Here is a 15225-nt window from a genome sequence, read left to right on the forward strand (position 1 = left end):
CGCGACGCATGCGCCGCCCTCAGACCGTCAGCCGCTGTCCGTCATGGCCCGCGATGCGCAACGCCATCAGCGTGCCCTCGGGCATGTCGCGGTCGAAGGCGACCTCGGTGAAATGCTCCGTCCGGCCCAGGCGCGGCCCCTCGGTCAACACCATGCGCGCCTCGCCGAGCTGGGCCTGCAAATGCCGGGCCAGCGCCGCATCGCCCGCCGCCCGCAGCCGGGCCGCGCGCTCCTTGATCGCCGGGCCGGGCACGCGCGGCATCCGCGCCGCCGGGGTGCCCTTCCGCGCCGAATAGGGAAACACATGCAGGAAGGTCAGCCCGCAATCCTCGACCAGCTTCAGGCTGTTCTCGAACATCGCCTCGGTCTCGGTCGGGAAGCCGGCGATGATGTCGGCGCCGAAGGCGATGCCGGGACGCAGCCGCCGCGCCTCTTCGCAGAACCGGATGGCGTCGTCGCGCAGGTGGCGGCGCTTCATCCGCTTCAGGATCATGTCGTCGCCCGCCTGCAGGGACAGGTGCAGATGCGGCATCAGCCGGGGCTCGGTGGCGATGGCCAGCATCAGGTTCTCGTCGGCCTCGATCGAATCGATCGAGCTGATCCGCAGCCGCGGCAGGTCCGGCACCAGCCGCAGGATGCGCATGACCAGGTCGCCCAACCGCGGCTGCCCCGGCAGGTCGGCCCCCCAGGAGGTCAGGTCCACCCCGGTCAGCACCACCTCGTTGAAGCCGCGGTCCCGCAGCCGCTTGATCTGATCGACCACGACCCCCGCCGGCACCGAGCGCGAATTGCCGCGGCCGTAGGGGATGATGCAGAAGGTGCAGCGATGATCGCAACCGTTCTGCACCTGCACATAGGCGCGATGCCGGCCGAAACCGTCGATCAGGTGCCCGGCGGTTTCCTTGACCGACATGATGTCGTCGACCTGCACCTTCTCGGTCTCGCCGATCAGGTCGGGGGCCTGCATCGCGGCCCAGGTCGCGGGCTGCATCTTCTCGTGGTTGCCGATCACGCGGCTGACCTCGGCCATGGCGGCGAATGTCTCGGGCTCGGTTTGCGCCGCGCAGCCGGTGACGATGACCGGGGCGCCCGGATTCTCGCGCGCCAGCCGGCGGATCTCCTGCCGGGCCTTGCGCACCGCCTCGGCCGTCACCGCGCAGGTGTTCACGATCACCGCGCCTTGCAGCCCGGCGGCCTCGGCCATCTCGCGCATGGCCTCGGTCTCATAGGCGTTCAGCCGACAGCCGAGGGTCGCGAAAACCGGGGGCTTCAGATCCTTCATCCCCGCCAGACCCCGTCGAAGACATGCGCGGTCGGCCCGGTCATCCAGACCCCGTCCTCGCGCCAGTCGATCTCCAGCACGCCGCCGGGCACGTTGACCCTGACCCGCCGCCCGGTCAGCCCGCGCCGCGCCGCCGCCACCACCGCCGCGCAGGAGCACGACCCCGAGGCCAGGGTGATGCCGGTGCCGCGTTCCCAGATGCGCAGGATGATCTCGTCCGGCGAAACGACCTGCACCAGCTCGATATTCGTCCGCTGCGGATAAAGCGGATGATGCTCATGCGCGGGGCCGAAGCGTTCCAGGTCCACCGCCGCCGCATCGGGCACGAAGAAGGTCATATGCGGATTGCCCATGCCCGTCGCCACCGGATCGCCCGGAACGGGCAGGTGCAGCGTATCGACATCCTCGGCCAGCGGAATCCCGGCCCAGTCCAGCACCGGCGCGCCCATGTTGACCCGCGTCAGCCGGTCCCCGGCATCCTCGGCCGCAAGCACCGCGTGATCGGTGGCGAGCCGCAGCGCGCGGGCGCCCGTTTCGTCCATGAGAAAGCGGGCGACGCAGCGCGTGGCATTGCCGCAGGCCGCCGAAAGCGAGCCGTCCGCGTTGAAGAACACCAGCCGCGCATCGGCATTCTCGCCGGGCAGGATGACGGCCAGCTGGTCGAAGCCGACGCCGCGATGGCGGTCGGCGATGGCGGCCACGGTCGCGGCATCGGGCAGCGCGCCGGTCCGGCGGCTGTCGATCACCACGAAGTCGTTGCCGAGCCCGTGCATCTTCATGAAGGGCAGAGGAATGCTCTGGCCGAGGTTTTGCTGGTGTTCCATGGCGGTGACATACTCCTGCCGGAAAGATTCTGCCAGAGGCGGTGATTTTTCCGCTTGACCCTGTCAGCCGCCGACCGTAGTTAGCCCCCCGTGCGATGGGCCCGTAGCTCAGTTGGTAGAGCAACTGACTTTTAATCAGTGGGTCACAGGTTCGAATCCTGTCGGGCTCACCACTGAACTTCCTTACATGACAAGCGGTTACGAGAAATTGCCTGCGAGGCGGTTTCGGCGCTAACAATGTGCCAGCGGATAGCCAGCGGACATTTTCACGGTGATGCCCTGGCTCGAATCTAGCGCCAGCGCGCCGCGCGCCAACTGGCGGCGATAGCCTCGGCCTCGTCGCAAAACCAGCGCTCGCCCTTGCTCTCATCGATCCGGGTCTCGGCATAGGCCGGCGACCAGGGCGCGTGATAGATCCGCTCGCCCTTCTTCGAGATGTTGCCCTTGATCGGACAGCCCTCGGGCGCCTCTGTGGCAGCCCGCGCCCAGCGGTCGGCGCGATACTCCCAGGCAAGCTGAGATTCGCTCTGCCAGATGAGTAAGTCGCCGTCCACCACCACGGCACGGCAGGCAATCAAAGGGCTACCGTCAGTCGCGGCCCAGGTGACGGCGGGCATCACCAGCACCGCGCCAACGACCAAAGCCCTAACCGCTGCGATTCCCGCGATTGTCGCGATTGTCGCGATTCCAGTCCCGATAGGGGCATCAAAATCGCGATAATCGCTACGCACTGCCGTCAGGATTGCGGCGGAGGGCGTGGCCCGCCGATCAACTATCGCAGGCACAGCCGACGCCTTTGCGGCATAGTTTGTCCCGGCTGATGCAACTGTCGCCGCAGGCTTTGCCCTTGCTGCACATCTTGCAGCAGGAGGCATCCAGGAGGGCCGCATCAGGGCCTCCGAGGTCCAGCAGGCGTTGCCGGGCGTCCTGGATGTCCTCTGTCGTCAAGACCCCGAGGACGGGCACGGTGCCCTCATCCGCAAACGAGGGCAGGGAAAAGCAGACGAGGAAAGCAATGAGGAAAGGGCGCATCGGACTTCTTAACGATTTGTTAACCTTTCCCTGATAGGCGGCTTTCCGCTGATTCGCCAAGGATCAGGAGCATTGCAGACTGGCGCCGACAGGCCGGTCTGCTCGCACTGTGCGGGCATTGTTACGCCCCGAGCATTTCCATCTTTCTCGACTTGCGATTGTCGCTGTTCCGCGATTCTCGGCCCTCGGGGCATCAGAAGGGGCGCCCCGGCTGGGCTTTTGCGCCAGCGAGGAATGCAACCCGCTGCCATTCGGTTGCGATTTTGCCATATGAGGCTGCCGGGAAGCGGAAGCTGCTACGCCGCCACATCCGCTGCAAACCTCACCTGTGCAGCGGAACTAGCAGCGGACGCAGACCGGGGAGCGCTTAGGCGCCGGGAAGCCGCTCAAGCTCGGGAAAGGGCTGCCACTGAATGTCCGCGCGGTCACAGAGGGGGTGATCCAGGCTGCCGCCGGCAATCTTCCCGTCACGGATCGGGATGCCTATGCTGTGCAGCCCGAGGTAGCGGCCGGAGACATCCTTGCTGTCGGCGCGGACGCAAACGCCTTGCAGCCCATCCGGCAGGGTCGCCACATTGGAAATCTCGGCATCGCGGATCGAGGCGGGGTCATAGATGAGTTCTTTGGCGCCAGCGACGATCTCGGCCTTCAAGGCGGCGCCAGGCGGCGTGGAGCGCGCAATGATTTCGCTGTAGTTGTCCGATGCGGTGCAGGCCGCGAACAGCAACGGCCCGACAATCAGAATGGCTTTGTTCTGCATGATCCACCTTCCCTCCAGAGACCGGGCATAGGCTAGGAAGTCCAAGAGCGCGGGACAAGCGATAACCGGACTGCAGTGCTTTCCTGTCATTCGGTTGCCGGAACGGGGGAGGGTTCCTGAAACGGCAAAGCCCCCGCATGATGCGACGGCCCGGCGCTGCGAGGCCCCGAGATCGCCAGCACCAGCGGCAGCTCCTTGGGAAAGGACCGAATGTCGAACCGCTTGAAGCAGGTGCCGTCCATGTTCATCCGGTCGCCCGACGAGATGGGATAGCCGTTCGGGGCGTGGCGGATCAGCCCGGCCCGGAACGCCCGCAGGTCCAAGAGCCACCACAGGTCAAAGCCCGTCCCGGCCGTGTTGGCATGGCCGTAGAACAGCCAGTCACCCTCGCCGTTCACCATCTTGGCCAGTTTGGCCAGTTCGGTCGGGTTGCCCGAGGGCAGGCGCGAGCGGATGGCAAAGTCATAGGGGTAGCGGCCGGCATAACCTCCAGAACCTGTTCAGATCAGCCGAACCCCCTCTTCGAACACCGCTGCACGCGAACCAGGCCGGCGCTATGCGGCAGAGCCCTTGTTCCCAGCCGCGAAACATGGATCAATCGGAGCATGACGGACCCACAGGCTCCTGAGACAGCAAACCCATCGCATGCGGCAAGGCTATGGCTGGCCCTGCTGCTGGCCCTGCTGGTCGTCATGTTGCCGGGACCACAGGTCACCGCGACGGCCAGCCAGTCCAAGCAACTGACCACGCCGACGCTGGCCCTGACGGCGATCCATGGGCGCGACCTGATCGCCCGCAAGGATGCGGTGCAGATCCGCCCACTGACCGCGACTGCGCTGCCGCCGCCGGAGCCCCTGCCGCCGCCGCCGCGCGCCGCCGCATCGGTTGCCTACGCCCATCAACCGCAAATCGGGGTCTGCGCCTGCACGCTCGCCCCCTGTGCCCGTGCACCACCGTCCTTTCGCATGACCGCCTGACATCGCTCTGCCCCCGGCTCCGGGTTGGCAGATCATGACCTTTGCGTTCACGAAGGACGACAGATGAATTCCCATGAAGATGAGCCGGCCGCGCGCCGGACGCCGTTCGCCGAAAAACCAAAGCCCGACGATACACCGCCCGAACCCGCAGGAACGCCGCCGGCGGCCGGAGAGGTCCAGTCCGGCAAGACCGTGCTGCTGAACTGGTGCATCATGCTTGTCGGTTTCTGCGCCATTGCCCTTGCCGCTTATTGGCTGCTCGGGTGATGTGCCCCCCTGCGGGCCGCTGTCCGCAGGGGGAACCGAGCCCCACCAGATGGCTGTCGGGGTCAGGCCCCTCTGTCCTGCTCATGCTTGGCCCACAGATAGCCGACAAACGCCCCCTTCACGAGGCGAAGAATGACCAGGGTCAGCAGGGTCATCGCCACCCCCACCACGATCAGCAGCGTCACCGGATCGGGCCGATAGATCGCCCAGGTAAAGCCGATCATCGGGATCAGCAGCAGGAGCATGATGGTCATGGTAAAGAAAGCCGGGCCATCGGCAGCCCGATAAAGCCCCAGCGGCTCGCCGCAGGCTTCGCACTCCTGCACGATGGCCAGGTATCCCTTGAACAGCCGGCCCTTGCCGCAATGTGGGCATCGGCCCGTCAGCCCCCTGACCGCTGCGGCCCGCTCGTCCCGTTCCTCTGCCATGGCTGTGTACGCTCCGATTGTTTCCGTCAGAGGGTAACATAATGGATGGCGATCGGATCAGGCTTCCCCTTGCCGCACAGCTAGCGGCAGGCCGCGTCCAGGAGGAGCGCATCAGCGCCTCCGATGCCCGGCAAACGCTACCGAGTGTCCTGGATGTCCCTTGAGATCAGCGGCCGGAGAGCGGACACGGCACCTTCATCTGCGACATGACACGCCACATTTGTTCTCGACAAAATGGGACCACCTTGCTGCTGCCGGAGCATGTGGTGGATTCGCTCGCCTTGGTTACAGTTGTTGCCCATGGTGCATACCAACGACCCGGCCACATCGCACGGGTCCGGGGGGCGGCGGAATAGTCCCGGCCGGATTGGGTGATCAAGCCTCGGGCATCGTTGGCGTCACTGTCGGTTGCCGCGCAGAAATGCCGCCAGGGCGCGTCGCATGATGTTCTGGACCAACTCTCCAGAGACCGCAAAAATCCGGTAAGTGATTGATGCATGGGGATGGCGGAGACGAAGGGATTCGAACCCTCGAGGCGGTTTCCCGCCTGCACCCTTAGCAGGGGTGTGCCTTCGACCACTCGGCCACGTCTCCGCTGCCCCGTATATGGATCAAACGATAGGGAAACAAGGGGTATTTAGATTGATCGTGCCGCACCGACCGCAAGGCGCATGTTCCCGGATTTTCGCGGAACTTCCCGCGAACTGCACGTGATTCTCGTGCAAAATCCGTGCAGGGCGTTCTGGGGTTGTTCACTGCGGCGCGGCGGCCTGCCGCAGCCCGATGAGCGCAATCATATCCAGACGGTCGATACGCCTTAACATCGGGGTAACTGCCTAAAGAGACAACTTACGCGCGACGACTCATCGCTGTAGTTGAGCGCCCAGTAAACCAGTGCATGTGAACAAGTTGAAACGGCCGGGCCTTCGGGTCCGGCCATTTAACCTAGGGCGCCGCGATATGCCGCAGCCCAAGCGCGTTCCTGGCATCGTGCAGCGCCTCGGTCATAGTGCCGGCCCAGCCCCGCTCCTTGGGCTCGGTATAGATGTCCCAAGACCACTCGCCGCCCCATTCGCGCTGCACCCGACCGACGACGACACCGTTGCGCAGGAGATCGTATGTGTTCTCGATCACGTAACCGCCGGTGTCCCGGACGGGTCGGAACCGCCAACGACGGTTCCAATCACGGATGACCCGCAACTTCATGGCGTCACCTAGGCGGGCGCTCACGCCGCCATGTCGAGGATGTCAAAGGCCAGATACAGATCATCCTCGATCAGATCGGCCTTGATCGTGACCACGGCGTCTCCGGCCTCGGCCGAGTGCAACCGCGCCGTCCAGATTTCATCTTGGCCGCGCAGGTCCACGATGGCATGCCCGGCAAACCGGAATGCGAGATAGCGGCGCACATGCGCCTCCATGCTGTCCTCTGGCTCGACCGCCAGAACGTTACCGATGATCATCATGACCGCCTCCTGATTCTCAACTTCAGAATGAGAACATAAAGAGAACGATTGAGTCTAGATGCCCGATGATCACGCTGCGGTGGGGTCGATCAGTTCCGGGCCATCGCTGGCCGTGCCGAATCGCGCTACAGGGTGGTGGCGCAGTTGCGCGCCGGCGCCAATCTCGGGATCATCGCTGCCGGCAAGCCAGGCGTCCCGTTCGTCCGCGTTCAGGATCACCGGCATGCGCGTGTGGATGTCAGCAACCGAGGCGTTGGCGGGCCGGGTGACGATGGTGCAGGTGAGCATATCGTTCCAGCGCGAGACGAGTCCGGCAAACCATAAGGTATCGTCGTTGCCCGCGCTGCTGATGAAATGCGGCTGTTTGTGCCCCTTCTCGCCGGTCCACTCGTAATAGCCCCCGGCCGGGATCAGGCAGCGCCCATAGCGCCACGGGCCGCGAAAAGTCGGCTTGCTGGCCGCGTCCTCGATCCGGGCGTTGAACGTCGTGGCTTTCCAGTCCCGCAGATCGCCCTTGTGCCAGGATGGCACCAGCCACCAGCGCGCCATCTCTCCCTCTGGGGCGTCTGTGGTGATCACCAACACATCCTGCGTGGGCTTGATGTTGTAGCGCCGCGGGAACGGATGCAGCCTGGTCTGCGATATCTCGAAAGAGGTCCCGCGCAAGTTCGGGTCAACAAATCGTCCGCACATCGACAGGCCCTCGCATCATCGGCCTATCAACACGCGGTGGCGATCCCGGTTCCCGAAACGCAAAAAGGCCCCCCGCCCCGGGCGAACCGGGACGGGGGCAAATGGGCGCCAGGCAGTTGACTGGTGCCGCGCCGCCGATAATCTCTCACCGTCGCCATACCGGCGTGGATCCAGCATCATCCCCTTGCCGTCCACCGGAGGCGCTCATGCGCTGTGCGATCTACACCCGGAAATCAGCGGACGAGCGCGCCGGCGCCGAGTTCGGGTCGCTGGAAAATCAGCGATCCTTTTGCGCCTCCTACATCGCCAGCCAAGGCGGCCAGGGCTGGGATGAGTTGCCGAACCGCTATGACGATGAGGGATATTCTGGCGGATCCCTGAAGCGCCCGTCGCTGGACCGGCTGCGCGCCGACATCCAGCTGCGGAAACTGGACACCGTCGTGGTCTACAAAATCGACCGCCTGTCGCGGTCGTTGCGGGATTTCTGCAACCTGGTGGCGGAGTTCGAGGCTTGCGGCGTCACGTTTGTCTCGGTCACGCAGTCCTTTGACACCGGCACGGCCATGGGCCGCCTCACGCTCAATGTCCTGCTGAGCTTTGCCCAGTTCGAGCGCGAGCTGACCGGCGAACGGCTGAAGGACTGGTTTGCCGGCGCTCGCGAGCGCGGCCTGTGGGTCCAGCAGCGCCCGTTTGGCTACGCCAAGCCTCCGGGCACCAACCAGCTGGTGCCCCATGAAACGGAGGCGCCGGTCGTAAGATGGATATTCCGCCGCTACATCGCGCTCAAATCGGCAGAGCGGGTCGCGGATGACCTCTATGCGCGGGGGATCACCAATACGCGCGGCAAGCCCTGGACCGGCAACATGGTCCGCCACACCATCACGCACCCGATCTATCGCGGCAAGATGGTGCACCGGCGCCAGGCAATGCCGGGATCGCATGAGCCCATCGTCTCGGATTCGCTCTGGAGGCGTGCCAATGCCGTTCTGGCCGACGCCCGAAATCACAGGATGGGCGGGCGCGGCGCGAAGCCGCTTGCGCTTTTGGCCGGACTGCTGTTCGACCGGACCGGCTCGGCCATTACCCACACATTCTTGACCAGCAAGGGCAGGCTCTACCGCTATTACATTGCCCAGCAGGAGCGACGCCATGGCTATGGCGAGGATTCCGATCCCTACATGAGATTCCGCGCTGCCGATCTGGAAGCGGCGGTGCTGGAGGTCGTCCAGCGCATGACCGGCTACGACCTGGGTGCAGTGCGCGCGCAATACGAGCGGATCGAAAGGCTGCGCACCTATATCGAGCGGATCGACGTGGATCTGGAGGGGATGACGGTCGTGTTCCGGGCGGGCGGATCGGTGCGCGCCGAAGCAGCGGGCCGGCTTGGGCCGCGCAGGCACACACGCCGGGAAAAGCGCGGGCGGCCGCAGCAGGGCGGTAAATGATCCCGCTGGCAGCAGGACAAAAATACAAGTTACTTACATTTTTCTCTTGCGCGGAATCAAAGTAACTTGTATATCTATCTTAACAGGAACGGGCAGACGCCCAGCAGGAGATAGACAGATGGAAAAGATCATCGCCACCAAAGTCGAAAACATCGCGCCCGCCATCACCGAGAACACCATCGCCAAGTTCAACGCCGCAATGGCCGAGATGTGCCCCATGACCGACGAAGAGCGCGCCGAAGTCGAGGCGACGTGGGAGGCGATCTTCTCGGCCCTTGATGACTAACGCTGACAAGGATCGGCCCCGCCTATTTCCAAGCGGGGCCTCAAGCCGAAGGCTCATAAAATCACAGTCTGAGTTTCTACCCATCCGGCCCCGATGCTGGGCCGAACCGCAACCTCAGCCGTGAGGCGCTGACATGACCGACACTATCGACCACACCCGCAAAGTCAACAGGGCTGTAGCCATGTGCTCCATAGGGATGCACCCCGAGAGCGTGGCCGCGATGCTGCGCGCGATCCCAGAGGATGTGATAGCCGCACTGCCTGCCCGGCTCATTGCGCAACTGATCGACGCCAACTGGCGACTGGCCGGCGCATCGAAAGCCATCGCCGCCGCCGATGCGATCCGCGAGGGCTGCGTTTGGGATGCCCAGCAGGGTCGGCACCGGGACATTGCCGCATGACCCCGGAAGCCTTCGCCCGCTGGCTGGCCGAGATGAAAGCGGCCGGCCTCGCCAAATCCGACCGGGACGCCGCCGCCCTGCTTGGGGTCAGCGCGAACAGCATCGTGAGCATGAAGCGCAGCGGCGTGACCGGCGCGACCGCCGAAAGGACCGCCCTCGCCTGCCAGGCGCTCCTCGATGGGCTCAAGCCGTATCAGTGATGCGGATCGGCACCCCCATCGCCTGCGCCGTGATCAGCGCGGCCGCAGCGATGGTGGCGCCGACCACGAGGCCGGCAACCATCGAGGCGGCCAGCGCAGCCTCATAGGGCGCGCGCATCACGCCGCCCCTGCCCGCCGCAGCGCCTCGGTCAGCTGGTCCACCGCGCCCGTCGCCGCATCCTTTGCCTTCTCGGCCGCAACCTGCTCCAGCTTGGCCCGCGCCAGATCGGTCAGCACCTCGGCCGAGGGCTTCAGGTTGCCGATCGCATCGGGCACGCTGCGGCGCGCATACTCCAGCACCAGATCCACCGCGGCCTTTCCGGTCAGCTCGTGCTTGATGGCCAGTTGCGCCGCCGTGTAGAGCGCCCAGTGCAGGGCCTCGCGATGGCTGGCCTGGATTTCGATGCCCCATCGCTTGCTGGCCTGCCTCACGCCCCAGCCGATTATGGCGGTGATCGCGAGGCCGATCAGTTCCAGGAGATGCGGCGCGGCCGCGTTGATGATAGTCTGCATGATGATGCTCCTCAGAAGGTGGAAAGCTCGCGCGCGACCAGGTCGCGCAGACGGTCGCCGACCGTGATGGGGTCGGCCGGCGCCGACATCCCGGGCAGGACGGTGATGTCCCATTTGTTTTTCTGGGCGACGCCGAGGGTCGGCTGGATTTCGGCATGCGACAGCGTGGACCAGCGCGAGACCGGAATGTCGTAGGTCCGGCACAGCCGCGCGGTCTCGCGGGCCAACGCCGAGACCTGCGCCGGCGTGATCGGCGCCTTGCCCCAGGCGAAAGGCCGCTCCTGCGCACCCGCCATGGCGCAGATCGACAGCCCGATGGCGCCGCCATTGGCATTGAGCGTGTGCGAGCGCGTGGTGGTCGGATCGACCGGCCAGCGGATCCTGCCCTCGCCATCGATCAGCGCGTGATAGGACCGCAGGTCCACGGTATTCGGGGTGTAACCGCCGGCAGTCCAGTGCCAGTGGATGCGCGCGATCCCGGTCGGGTGCTGGAACGGCAGGCCCTTGGCGCGCTGCGCCTCGATGGCCGCGGCATGGGCGGCCCGAGTGCGCGGCCCGTCGATTCCGTCGATAGGACCGGGCCAAAAGCCCAGGGCGGCGCAGCGCGCCTGCCGCGCGCGCACCGCGTTCATGACTGCTGTCATGTCATCTCTCCATGAAAAAACCCCGCGCGAGGCGGGGCGGTCAGATGGGGTTGCAGCCGGCAGCGGCGGGTCGCAAAACGCGCGTCATGAAAGCAACACACGACGACAAGACCTTCACGCTGACCGGCGAAATCTGGTCGGCCACCTATCCCCTGGACGAGCTGCCGAAATGGCTGCGCTGGTATCGCAGCCGCAAGGCGCGGTTCCCGAAGGCGGGGGACGCCTACGACCCGACGATTGCGGCGCTGGAGGGGTTGGCGGCCGAGTTGGGCGTCGAGGTCAGCGAGGACTGACCCAGCCAAGCCCCATCACCGCCGCCAATATCGCCAGAGGTCGATGGCCTGCTTTGGATCATTGACCGCGATCAGCAACCAGCGCATCGCGCCCTCGGCTGTGAGGGTGACGACCGCTGCAGCAATGGGCAGCGGAACGCCGAACGTCTCGGCGGCGTAGTCGGATGCGACCCATGCCGCACCAGCCGCCACGATCATTGAGGTGATCACCTTGACCGGCCCGAGGCTCGCGCTGGTCTTGATCTTGACGATAAGGGCCACGCCGACTGCAATCCAGAAGTCGGCGCTGCGGAAGGGTCCGGGGTCAGTCATATCGCCTCCATACTGTCGTAGGGGTCAGGCCCGGCTCACACCGTCACGCCCAGATCGGCGCAGTAGCGGCGCATATCGGCCACCATCGCCGCGATCTCGTCTGCGGTTGCGGCCGAATTGAACTTGGCCCAAAGCAGCACATCGCCCTCACCCTCCTGGGTCAGGTATCCAGACCCGAGCCGATATCGACGGCGGGCCGGGAAGCGGGGCAATTCCGAGGGATTGCTGGCCGTGGTGCCGGTGGTGGCGTTGGTGATCCGGTTGATGGGGTCGGTCTGGCAGACGATCAACTGGTATTGCTGGTGATCGGGCACAACGACCGCGGCATCGCCCTGCACGTCGTCATCCACGGTATTGCCCCGGCCCGCCACATACCGCACCGCGCCGGCCGCGCTGACATAGAGGCGTGAGCCAAAAGTCGTGGTGGTGGTATCCTGCTTGGCCGGCGGGCCGGTGAAGGTCCCGAAGAACTGCGGCCGGGTGGCATTATCCGCCAGCGTGTCGAAGGTGCGACAGACGATCAGATGCGTCTCGCTGTCCACCTCCCAACTTTGCGTCTCGATGAAGTTGGCCAGCCCCTTGAACCGCCACGAGATTCCGTCAGGCCCGCGAACGGGCGTGCCGTGGACCTCGCCGTCCGGCCGGTCGATGGCCCAGTTCTGGCCCGGGTCATCACCGTCGCCCAGGAACAGGTAGTCCAGCCCCCGCATCACGGGCGGCAGGTATTTGCGGGCGCGAGAGCGGGCGGGCGTTGCGGTGCGGATGACAAGCGACATGGGGTGTCCTCAGAAGTTGCCGGTGGATGCGCAGGCGAGCGCCGCCGCCACTGCGCGGAACAGTTCGCGGCGGCTGGCGCCGGTCGGGTGGATGGTGTCGCCGATGGTGCGGACGATATGGCCGGTCACCGGATCGGGGATCGCCGGAGATGGGACCAGGTCATAGCCCGCCTCGGGCGTGTGCATGGCCCATGTCGGAACCAGCAGCACCGGCCCGGTCGCCTCGGCGGCGGCGCGCAGCATGCCCCGGATCGTCGGGATATAGCTGGCCGTCCAGACCAGGTTGCGATCCGCGTCCCATGCCGTTCCGGGCATCCAGCGCACCACGGGGGCGGAGGGATAGGCCGCGTGCCAGCGTCGATAGACGAGGCTGTCCATGTCATGGATACGGTCCTCGATATCCCCGGCAGGAATGTCGCGGATATCGTTGGTGCCATAGCCCTGCCAAAGCACCGTCGGGGTCGCGAGGCCGTGGCGGGTTATGTAGAAACCGAAGTCCAGCACATAGCCGTTGCGGACATCGGCCGGATCGTCCCCGCCGGTCGCGGCCCGCAGCATGGTGTTGCGCAGCCGCTTGTCGGCCGTGGACATGGCGTTGTAGAGCGACTCGTCGCCCGGCGCGAGCGGTTGCACGCGGTTGGTCACGTCATAGGTCAGGTCCTGGAGGCAATGCCCCGGCTTGCCCTCGCCCGCCACCGGCGGCGCATCGCCGCCCGTCTCCGACATGAGCGTGCCGATAAAATCGGGCGTGTATCCCCATTCGTCCAGATAGACCGCAGCCAGCGCGGTGCCCGACCGATGCGTGATGCTGTCGCCGACCGACAGGATGACAGGCGCATCGCCCGAGCCTGGCGCTTTCGGGGCCGCGTGGACGGTCAGGGGCAGCTCCACGAACGGTCCGCCCGCGTCCGCGCGGTTGCGAAGCTGAAGCGCAGCCGATGCCCCCAGGCCCGCTGCATCCACGTCAACCCGCCTGTCCCCATAGCCAACTTCACCAGCGGCCCCGGCCAGCACGAGGCGCACCTGTTCCACATCCGCCCGGTTCGCGATCAGGCCGGCGGCATAGATCGGCAGGCGCTCGCCGGCGATGCCGAAGAGCCGCGATCCGAAGTATGGCGTCAGGGCCGGGTTTTGAGCGGGCTCTGCGTCAGGCGGATACCACAGGACGAAGTTATCGCTGCCCACCACGACAGGCCGGTCCAGCCCGTCGTTGCGCAGGAAATCCATCCCCGCCAGCGCCGCCCGATCCGCCGCCCATCCGGCCAGAAGATCGCCTCGGGAATCGGTCAGGTGAGAGTCGAACGGGCTGCCCTCGGCGGTGGCGAATGTGAGCTTCTCCGCCTGATCTTCGGCATCGGCAATCAGCCCATTGACCACCTCCTGATCCGCCTTGCCGTCCAGCGCCTCCGGCAGCCCGTCAACGGTGCTGATCGGCTGGGTGCCGGTGTGATTGGCACGGTTCCAGGCGGCCGTGGTGTTGGGGACAATGAACTGGATGCCCCAATAGGGGTAGCTCGGGAACAGCGGGTCCAACGCTTGGGAAGACGGGCCACGAAGGTGCAGATAGCTGCCCTCGGTAACGAAAATGCGCGACAGCGCAGGGACCAGCGCCGACTGCCCGGCCGCTTCGGCGTCGCCGCGGGCGGGGAAAACCTTGCCGCCATTGGCAACGACCCCATCGACCCGGCCCCACAAGGCGCGGACGTCGGCCTTATCTACCGGCGTGCCGTTCGGATAGGCCTCGTTCGCATCGCTTTGAAATGACATGCATGCCTCACATGAAAAAGGCGGCCCATCTGGACCGCCGCCGTCTGCTGGATTTGCTGTTGATCAGGCCGGGTAGTCGCCGACCTCGACCGGGTCGGACCCGACCTGCGATTCGTTCTCGGAGCGCAGCCAGAACCGCGCACCGGAAGGCGGAATGGCGGCCGTCATCGTCACCTGCGAAGACTGGTCGAAGGACCATTTGACCAGCGTCGCGGAGCCGAAGGGCGCCCCGGACGCGGCGCGATAAAGCCCGGTGCGGTGGTAGTTCGCGCCGAGGTCTACCGTGAAGGTGACGATCAAGTTGTCTCCCGCGCTGCCGCTGGCGGATATGACGACAGGCTCATCCGGCGGGTTACCGTTGGCCACGACGTCAACCCCGGTCACGACAACCGGGACGGACAGCATCTGCAGCTCGCGGCCACTGGACCCGTTGCTGTAGCGGCCGAAGAAGACCCGGAAATCGTATTCGGACAGGTCGCCCAGTGGCATCGTCCGAAACGAGAACCCATTCCCCGAGGTCGCCTCGCTGATCATGTCCGTCCACGCCAAGGCGCTGCCGGTGCGCCGGAACTGGGCCATCAGCTGATCGCCACGCTGGGCGGAAAGGGTGCCCTCGATCCTGATATAGGGCGGCCCGTCATCGGTGATGAGCGTGACGCTGGTAATCGCGGCATCCCGTGTCGCGGTGCCGCGGTCGATATCCGTCAGCACCGCCGGCGGCTCACCCTCCTCCTCGGCCGTCCAGTCGAACGAAGCGGGCTCGGCCTCGATCAGGTCGACCATGACATTGGTGCCGTCGAACTCCAGGCCGTCGATCCAGAAGGGCACGGAAACCAGCCCGAGCCGGGGAATGTTCAACG

The 15225-nt window shown here is 65.6% G+C and carries 22 protein-coding genes, 2 tRNA genes and 1 pseudogene; 8 read left to right on the forward strand and 17 right to left on the reverse strand.

Features of this window, described 5'->3' with window-relative positions; all coding sequences use genetic code 11:
• Positions 1 to 19: 19 nt before the first annotated feature.
• Together mtaB and dapF are read right to left on the reverse strand one after the other, a co-directional pair.
• Positions 20 to 1273 carry a tRNA (N(6)-L-threonylcarbamoyladenosine(37)-C(2))-methylthiotransferase MtaB gene (gene mtaB / locus BLT64_RS11840; protein WP_086000152.1) on the reverse strand — a complete coding sequence of 418 codons (1254 nt, stop codon included), beginning with the start codon at positions 1271 to 1273 and terminating at the stop codon, positions 20 to 22.
• Positions 1274 to 1278: 5 nt separating this feature from the next.
• Complete coding sequence (dapF, locus tag BLT64_RS11845) at positions 1279 to 2106, reverse strand: diaminopimelate epimerase (RefSeq protein WP_011746742.1); 828 nt, start codon at positions 2104 to 2106, stop codon at positions 1279 to 1281.
• Positions 2107 to 2203: 97 nt separating this feature from the next.
• On the opposite strand from dapF, the gene BLT64_RS11850 reads away from it, so the two are divergent.
• Positions 2204 to 2279 (forward strand) — tRNA-Lys (locus BLT64_RS11850).
• Between the two features lie 117 nt (positions 2280 to 2396).
• Here the strand turns inward: BLT64_RS11850 and BLT64_RS27735 are convergent.
• The 3 genes from BLT64_RS27735 to BLT64_RS11870 all read right to left on the reverse strand — a co-directional run bounded on the left by BLT64_RS27735 (position 2397) and on the right by BLT64_RS11870 (position 4299).
• Positions 2397 to 2684: a sunset domain-containing protein gene (locus tag BLT64_RS27735; protein ID WP_074988163.1), complete on the reverse strand. Its 288-nt coding sequence runs from the start codon at positions 2682 to 2684 to the stop codon at positions 2397 to 2399.
• Positions 2685 to 3505: 821 nt separating this feature from the next.
• Positions 3506 to 3898, reverse strand: a complete 393-nt coding sequence (locus BLT64_RS11865; RefSeq protein WP_104493368.1) for a hypothetical protein — start codon at positions 3896 to 3898, stop codon at positions 3506 to 3508.
• An 86-nt stretch (positions 3899 to 3984) separates the two neighbouring features.
• The gene (locus BLT64_RS11870) at positions 3985 to 4299 is read right to left on the reverse strand and encodes a hypothetical protein (protein ID WP_011746739.1); all 315 of its coding nucleotides are present in this window, start codon (positions 4297 to 4299) and stop codon (positions 3985 to 3987) included.
• A 204-nt stretch (positions 4300 to 4503) separates the two neighbouring features.
• On the opposite strand from BLT64_RS11870, the gene BLT64_RS11875 reads away from it, so the two are divergent.
• On the forward strand, positions 4504 to 4875 hold the full coding sequence (locus BLT64_RS11875) for a hypothetical protein (protein ID WP_011746738.1): 372 nt from the start codon (positions 4504 to 4506) through the stop codon (positions 4873 to 4875).
• Positions 4876 to 4938: 63 nt separating this feature from the next.
• Entirely contained in the window at positions 4939 to 5142 is a 204-nt protein-coding gene (locus BLT64_RS11880) for a hypothetical protein (protein ID WP_041529739.1), read from the forward strand.
• 62 nt (positions 5143 to 5204) lie between these two features.
• Here the strand turns inward: BLT64_RS11880 and BLT64_RS11885 are convergent, their stop codons facing one another.
• The 5 genes from BLT64_RS11885 to BLT64_RS11905 all read right to left on the reverse strand — a co-directional run bounded on the left by BLT64_RS11885 (position 5205) and on the right by BLT64_RS11905 (position 7729).
• A complete protein-coding gene (locus BLT64_RS11885; protein ID WP_011746737.1) occupies positions 5205 to 5570 on the reverse strand; it encodes a DUF983 domain-containing protein in 366 nt (121 codons plus the stop codon).
• Between the two features lie 504 nt (positions 5571 to 6074).
• Positions 6075 to 6164: transfer RNA gene (locus BLT64_RS11890), tRNA-Ser, on the reverse strand.
• A gap of 351 nt (positions 6165 to 6515) precedes the next feature.
• Positions 6516 to 6704, reverse strand: a complete 189-nt coding sequence (locus BLT64_RS11895; RefSeq protein WP_128492977.1) for a hypothetical protein — start codon at positions 6702 to 6704, stop codon at positions 6516 to 6518.
• 92 nt (positions 6705 to 6796) lie between these two features.
• The gene (locus BLT64_RS11900) at positions 6797 to 7036 is read right to left on the reverse strand and encodes a hypothetical protein (RefSeq protein WP_011746734.1); all 240 of its coding nucleotides are present in this window, start codon (positions 7034 to 7036) and stop codon (positions 6797 to 6799) included.
• Between the two features lie 69 nt (positions 7037 to 7105).
• Positions 7106 to 7729 (reverse strand): SOS response-associated peptidase, encoded by a 624-nt coding sequence (locus BLT64_RS11905; protein ID WP_011746733.1) that lies wholly within the window; start codon positions 7727 to 7729, stop codon positions 7106 to 7108.
• Positions 7730 to 7830: 101 nt separating this feature from the next.
• Between BLT64_RS11905 and BLT64_RS11910 the strand changes: the two genes are divergently transcribed.
• From BLT64_RS11910 to BLT64_RS11920, 4 genes are all read left to right on the forward strand, one after another.
• On the forward strand, positions 7831 to 9174 hold the full coding sequence (locus BLT64_RS11910) for a recombinase family protein (RefSeq protein WP_081465013.1): 1344 nt from the start codon (positions 7831 to 7833) through the stop codon (positions 9172 to 9174).
• A 118-nt stretch (positions 9175 to 9292) separates the two neighbouring features.
• On the forward strand, positions 9293 to 9460 hold the full coding sequence (locus BLT64_RS26835; RefSeq protein ID WP_011746731.1) for a hypothetical protein: 168 nt from the start codon (positions 9293 to 9295) through the stop codon (positions 9458 to 9460).
• Positions 9461 to 9593: 133 nt separating this feature from the next.
• On the forward strand, positions 9594 to 9860 hold the full coding sequence (locus BLT64_RS11915) for a hypothetical protein (protein WP_041529738.1): 267 nt from the start codon (positions 9594 to 9596) through the stop codon (positions 9858 to 9860).
• Entirely contained in the window at positions 9857 to 10060 is a 204-nt protein-coding gene (locus BLT64_RS11920; protein WP_011746730.1) for a hypothetical protein, read from the forward strand. The genes BLT64_RS11915 and BLT64_RS11920 overlap by 4 nt, the downstream gene beginning before the upstream one ends.
• Here BLT64_RS11920 and BLT64_RS27625 read toward each other — a convergent pair.
• From BLT64_RS27625 to BLT64_RS11930, 3 genes are read right to left on the reverse strand one after another with little or no spacing between them, the layout of a single operon-like run.
• On the reverse strand, positions 10044 to 10178 hold the full coding sequence (locus tag BLT64_RS27625) for a hypothetical protein (protein ID WP_260155002.1): 135 nt from the start codon (positions 10176 to 10178) through the stop codon (positions 10044 to 10046). The two genes, BLT64_RS11920 and BLT64_RS27625, sit on opposite strands and share 17 nt — an antisense overlap.
• Entirely contained in the window at positions 10178 to 10573 is a 396-nt protein-coding gene (locus tag BLT64_RS11925) for a hypothetical protein (protein ID WP_011746729.1), read from the reverse strand. The genes BLT64_RS27625 and BLT64_RS11925 overlap by 1 nt, the downstream gene beginning before the upstream one ends.
• An 11-nt stretch (positions 10574 to 10584) precedes the next feature.
• Positions 10585 to 11217: a peptidoglycan recognition protein family protein gene (locus tag BLT64_RS11930; RefSeq protein WP_011746728.1), complete on the reverse strand. Its 633-nt coding sequence runs from the start codon at positions 11215 to 11217 to the stop codon at positions 10585 to 10587.
• Positions 11218 to 11303: 86 nt separating this feature from the next.
• Between BLT64_RS11930 and BLT64_RS11935 the strand changes: the two genes are divergently transcribed.
• Positions 11304 to 11510, forward strand: a complete 207-nt coding sequence (locus tag BLT64_RS11935) for a hypothetical protein (RefSeq protein WP_041529736.1) — start codon at positions 11304 to 11306, stop codon at positions 11508 to 11510.
• 15 nt (positions 11511 to 11525) lie between these two features.
• Here BLT64_RS11935 and BLT64_RS11940 read toward each other — a convergent pair whose 3' ends face one another.
• The 4 genes and pseudogenes from BLT64_RS11940 to BLT64_RS11955 all read right to left on the reverse strand — a co-directional run.
• Positions 11526 to 11822, reverse strand: a complete 297-nt coding sequence (locus tag BLT64_RS11940; protein ID WP_011746726.1) for a hypothetical protein — start codon at positions 11820 to 11822, stop codon at positions 11526 to 11528.
• A gap of 35 nt (positions 11823 to 11857) precedes the next feature.
• Positions 11858 to 12598 carry a hypothetical protein gene (locus tag BLT64_RS11945; protein WP_011746725.1) on the reverse strand — a complete coding sequence of 247 codons (741 nt, stop codon included), beginning with the start codon at positions 12596 to 12598 and terminating at the stop codon, positions 11858 to 11860.
• Between the two features lie 9 nt (positions 12599 to 12607).
• The gene (locus BLT64_RS11950) at positions 12608 to 14365 is read right to left on the reverse strand and encodes a hypothetical protein (protein ID WP_011746724.1); all 1758 of its coding nucleotides are present in this window, start codon (positions 14363 to 14365) and stop codon (positions 12608 to 12610) included.
• Positions 14366 to 14428: 63 nt separating this feature from the next.
• A pseudogene (locus BLT64_RS11955) lies at positions 14429 to 15225 on the reverse strand (hypothetical protein); the annotation flags it as partial.

Source organism: Paracoccus denitrificans (genome assembly GCF_900100045.1).
Taxonomy (GTDB): Bacteria; Pseudomonadota; Alphaproteobacteria; order Rhodobacterales; family Rhodobacteraceae; genus Paracoccus; species Paracoccus denitrificans.

Coding starts and splice junctions, on each gene's coding strand:
- BLT64_RS11925 (WP_011746729.1), bottom strand. CDS start 10,573: ATGCAGACTATCATCAACGCGGCCGCGCCGCATCTCCTGGAACTGATC.
- BLT64_RS11905 (WP_011746733.1), bottom strand. CDS start 7,729: ATGTGCGGACGATTTGTTGACCCGAACTTGCGCGGGACCTCTTTCGAG.
- BLT64_RS11930 (WP_011746728.1), bottom strand. CDS start 11,217: ATGACAGCAGTCATGAACGCGGTGCGCGCGCGGCAGGCGCGCTGCGCC.
- BLT64_RS27625 (WP_260155002.1), bottom strand. CDS start 10,178: ATGCGCGCGCCCTATGAGGCTGCGCTGGCCGCCTCGATGGTTGCCGGC.
- BLT64_RS11950 (WP_011746724.1), bottom strand. CDS start 14,365: ATGTCATTTCAAAGCGATGCGAACGAGGCCTATCCGAACGGCACGCCG.
- BLT64_RS11880 (WP_041529739.1), top strand. CDS start 4,939: ATGAATTCCCATGAAGATGAGCCGGCCGCGCGCCGGACGCCGTTCGCC.
- BLT64_RS11910 (WP_081465013.1), top strand. CDS start 7,831: ATGGGCGCCAGGCAGTTGACTGGTGCCGCGCCGCCGATAATCTCTCAC.
- BLT64_RS11870 (WP_011746739.1), bottom strand. CDS start 4,299: ATGGTGAACGGCGAGGGTGACTGGCTGTTCTACGGCCATGCCAACACG.
- BLT64_RS11900 (WP_011746734.1), bottom strand. CDS start 7,036: ATGATGATCATCGGTAACGTTCTGGCGGTCGAGCCAGAGGACAGCATG.
- BLT64_RS11915 (WP_041529738.1), top strand. CDS start 9,594: ATGACCGACACTATCGACCACACCCGCAAAGTCAACAGGGCTGTAGCC.
- BLT64_RS11945 (WP_011746725.1), bottom strand. CDS start 12,598: ATGTCGCTTGTCATCCGCACCGCAACGCCCGCCCGCTCTCGCGCCCGC.
- BLT64_RS11885 (WP_011746737.1), bottom strand. CDS start 5,570: ATGGCAGAGGAACGGGACGAGCGGGCCGCAGCGGTCAGGGGGCTGACG.
- BLT64_RS26835 (WP_011746731.1), top strand. CDS start 9,293: ATGGAAAAGATCATCGCCACCAAAGTCGAAAACATCGCGCCCGCCATC.
- BLT64_RS11940 (WP_011746726.1), bottom strand. CDS start 11,822: ATGACTGACCCCGGACCCTTCCGCAGCGCCGACTTCTGGATTGCAGTC.
- dapF (WP_011746742.1), bottom strand. CDS start 2,106: ATGGAACACCAGCAAAACCTCGGCCAGAGCATTCCTCTGCCCTTCATG.
- BLT64_RS11920 (WP_011746730.1), top strand. CDS start 9,857: ATGACCCCGGAAGCCTTCGCCCGCTGGCTGGCCGAGATGAAAGCGGCC.
- BLT64_RS11865 (WP_104493368.1), bottom strand. CDS start 3,898: ATGCAGAACAAAGCCATTCTGATTGTCGGGCCGTTGCTGTTCGCGGCC.
- BLT64_RS11875 (WP_011746738.1), top strand. CDS start 4,504: ATGACGGACCCACAGGCTCCTGAGACAGCAAACCCATCGCATGCGGCA.
- BLT64_RS11935 (WP_041529736.1), top strand. CDS start 11,304: ATGAAAGCAACACACGACGACAAGACCTTCACGCTGACCGGCGAAATC.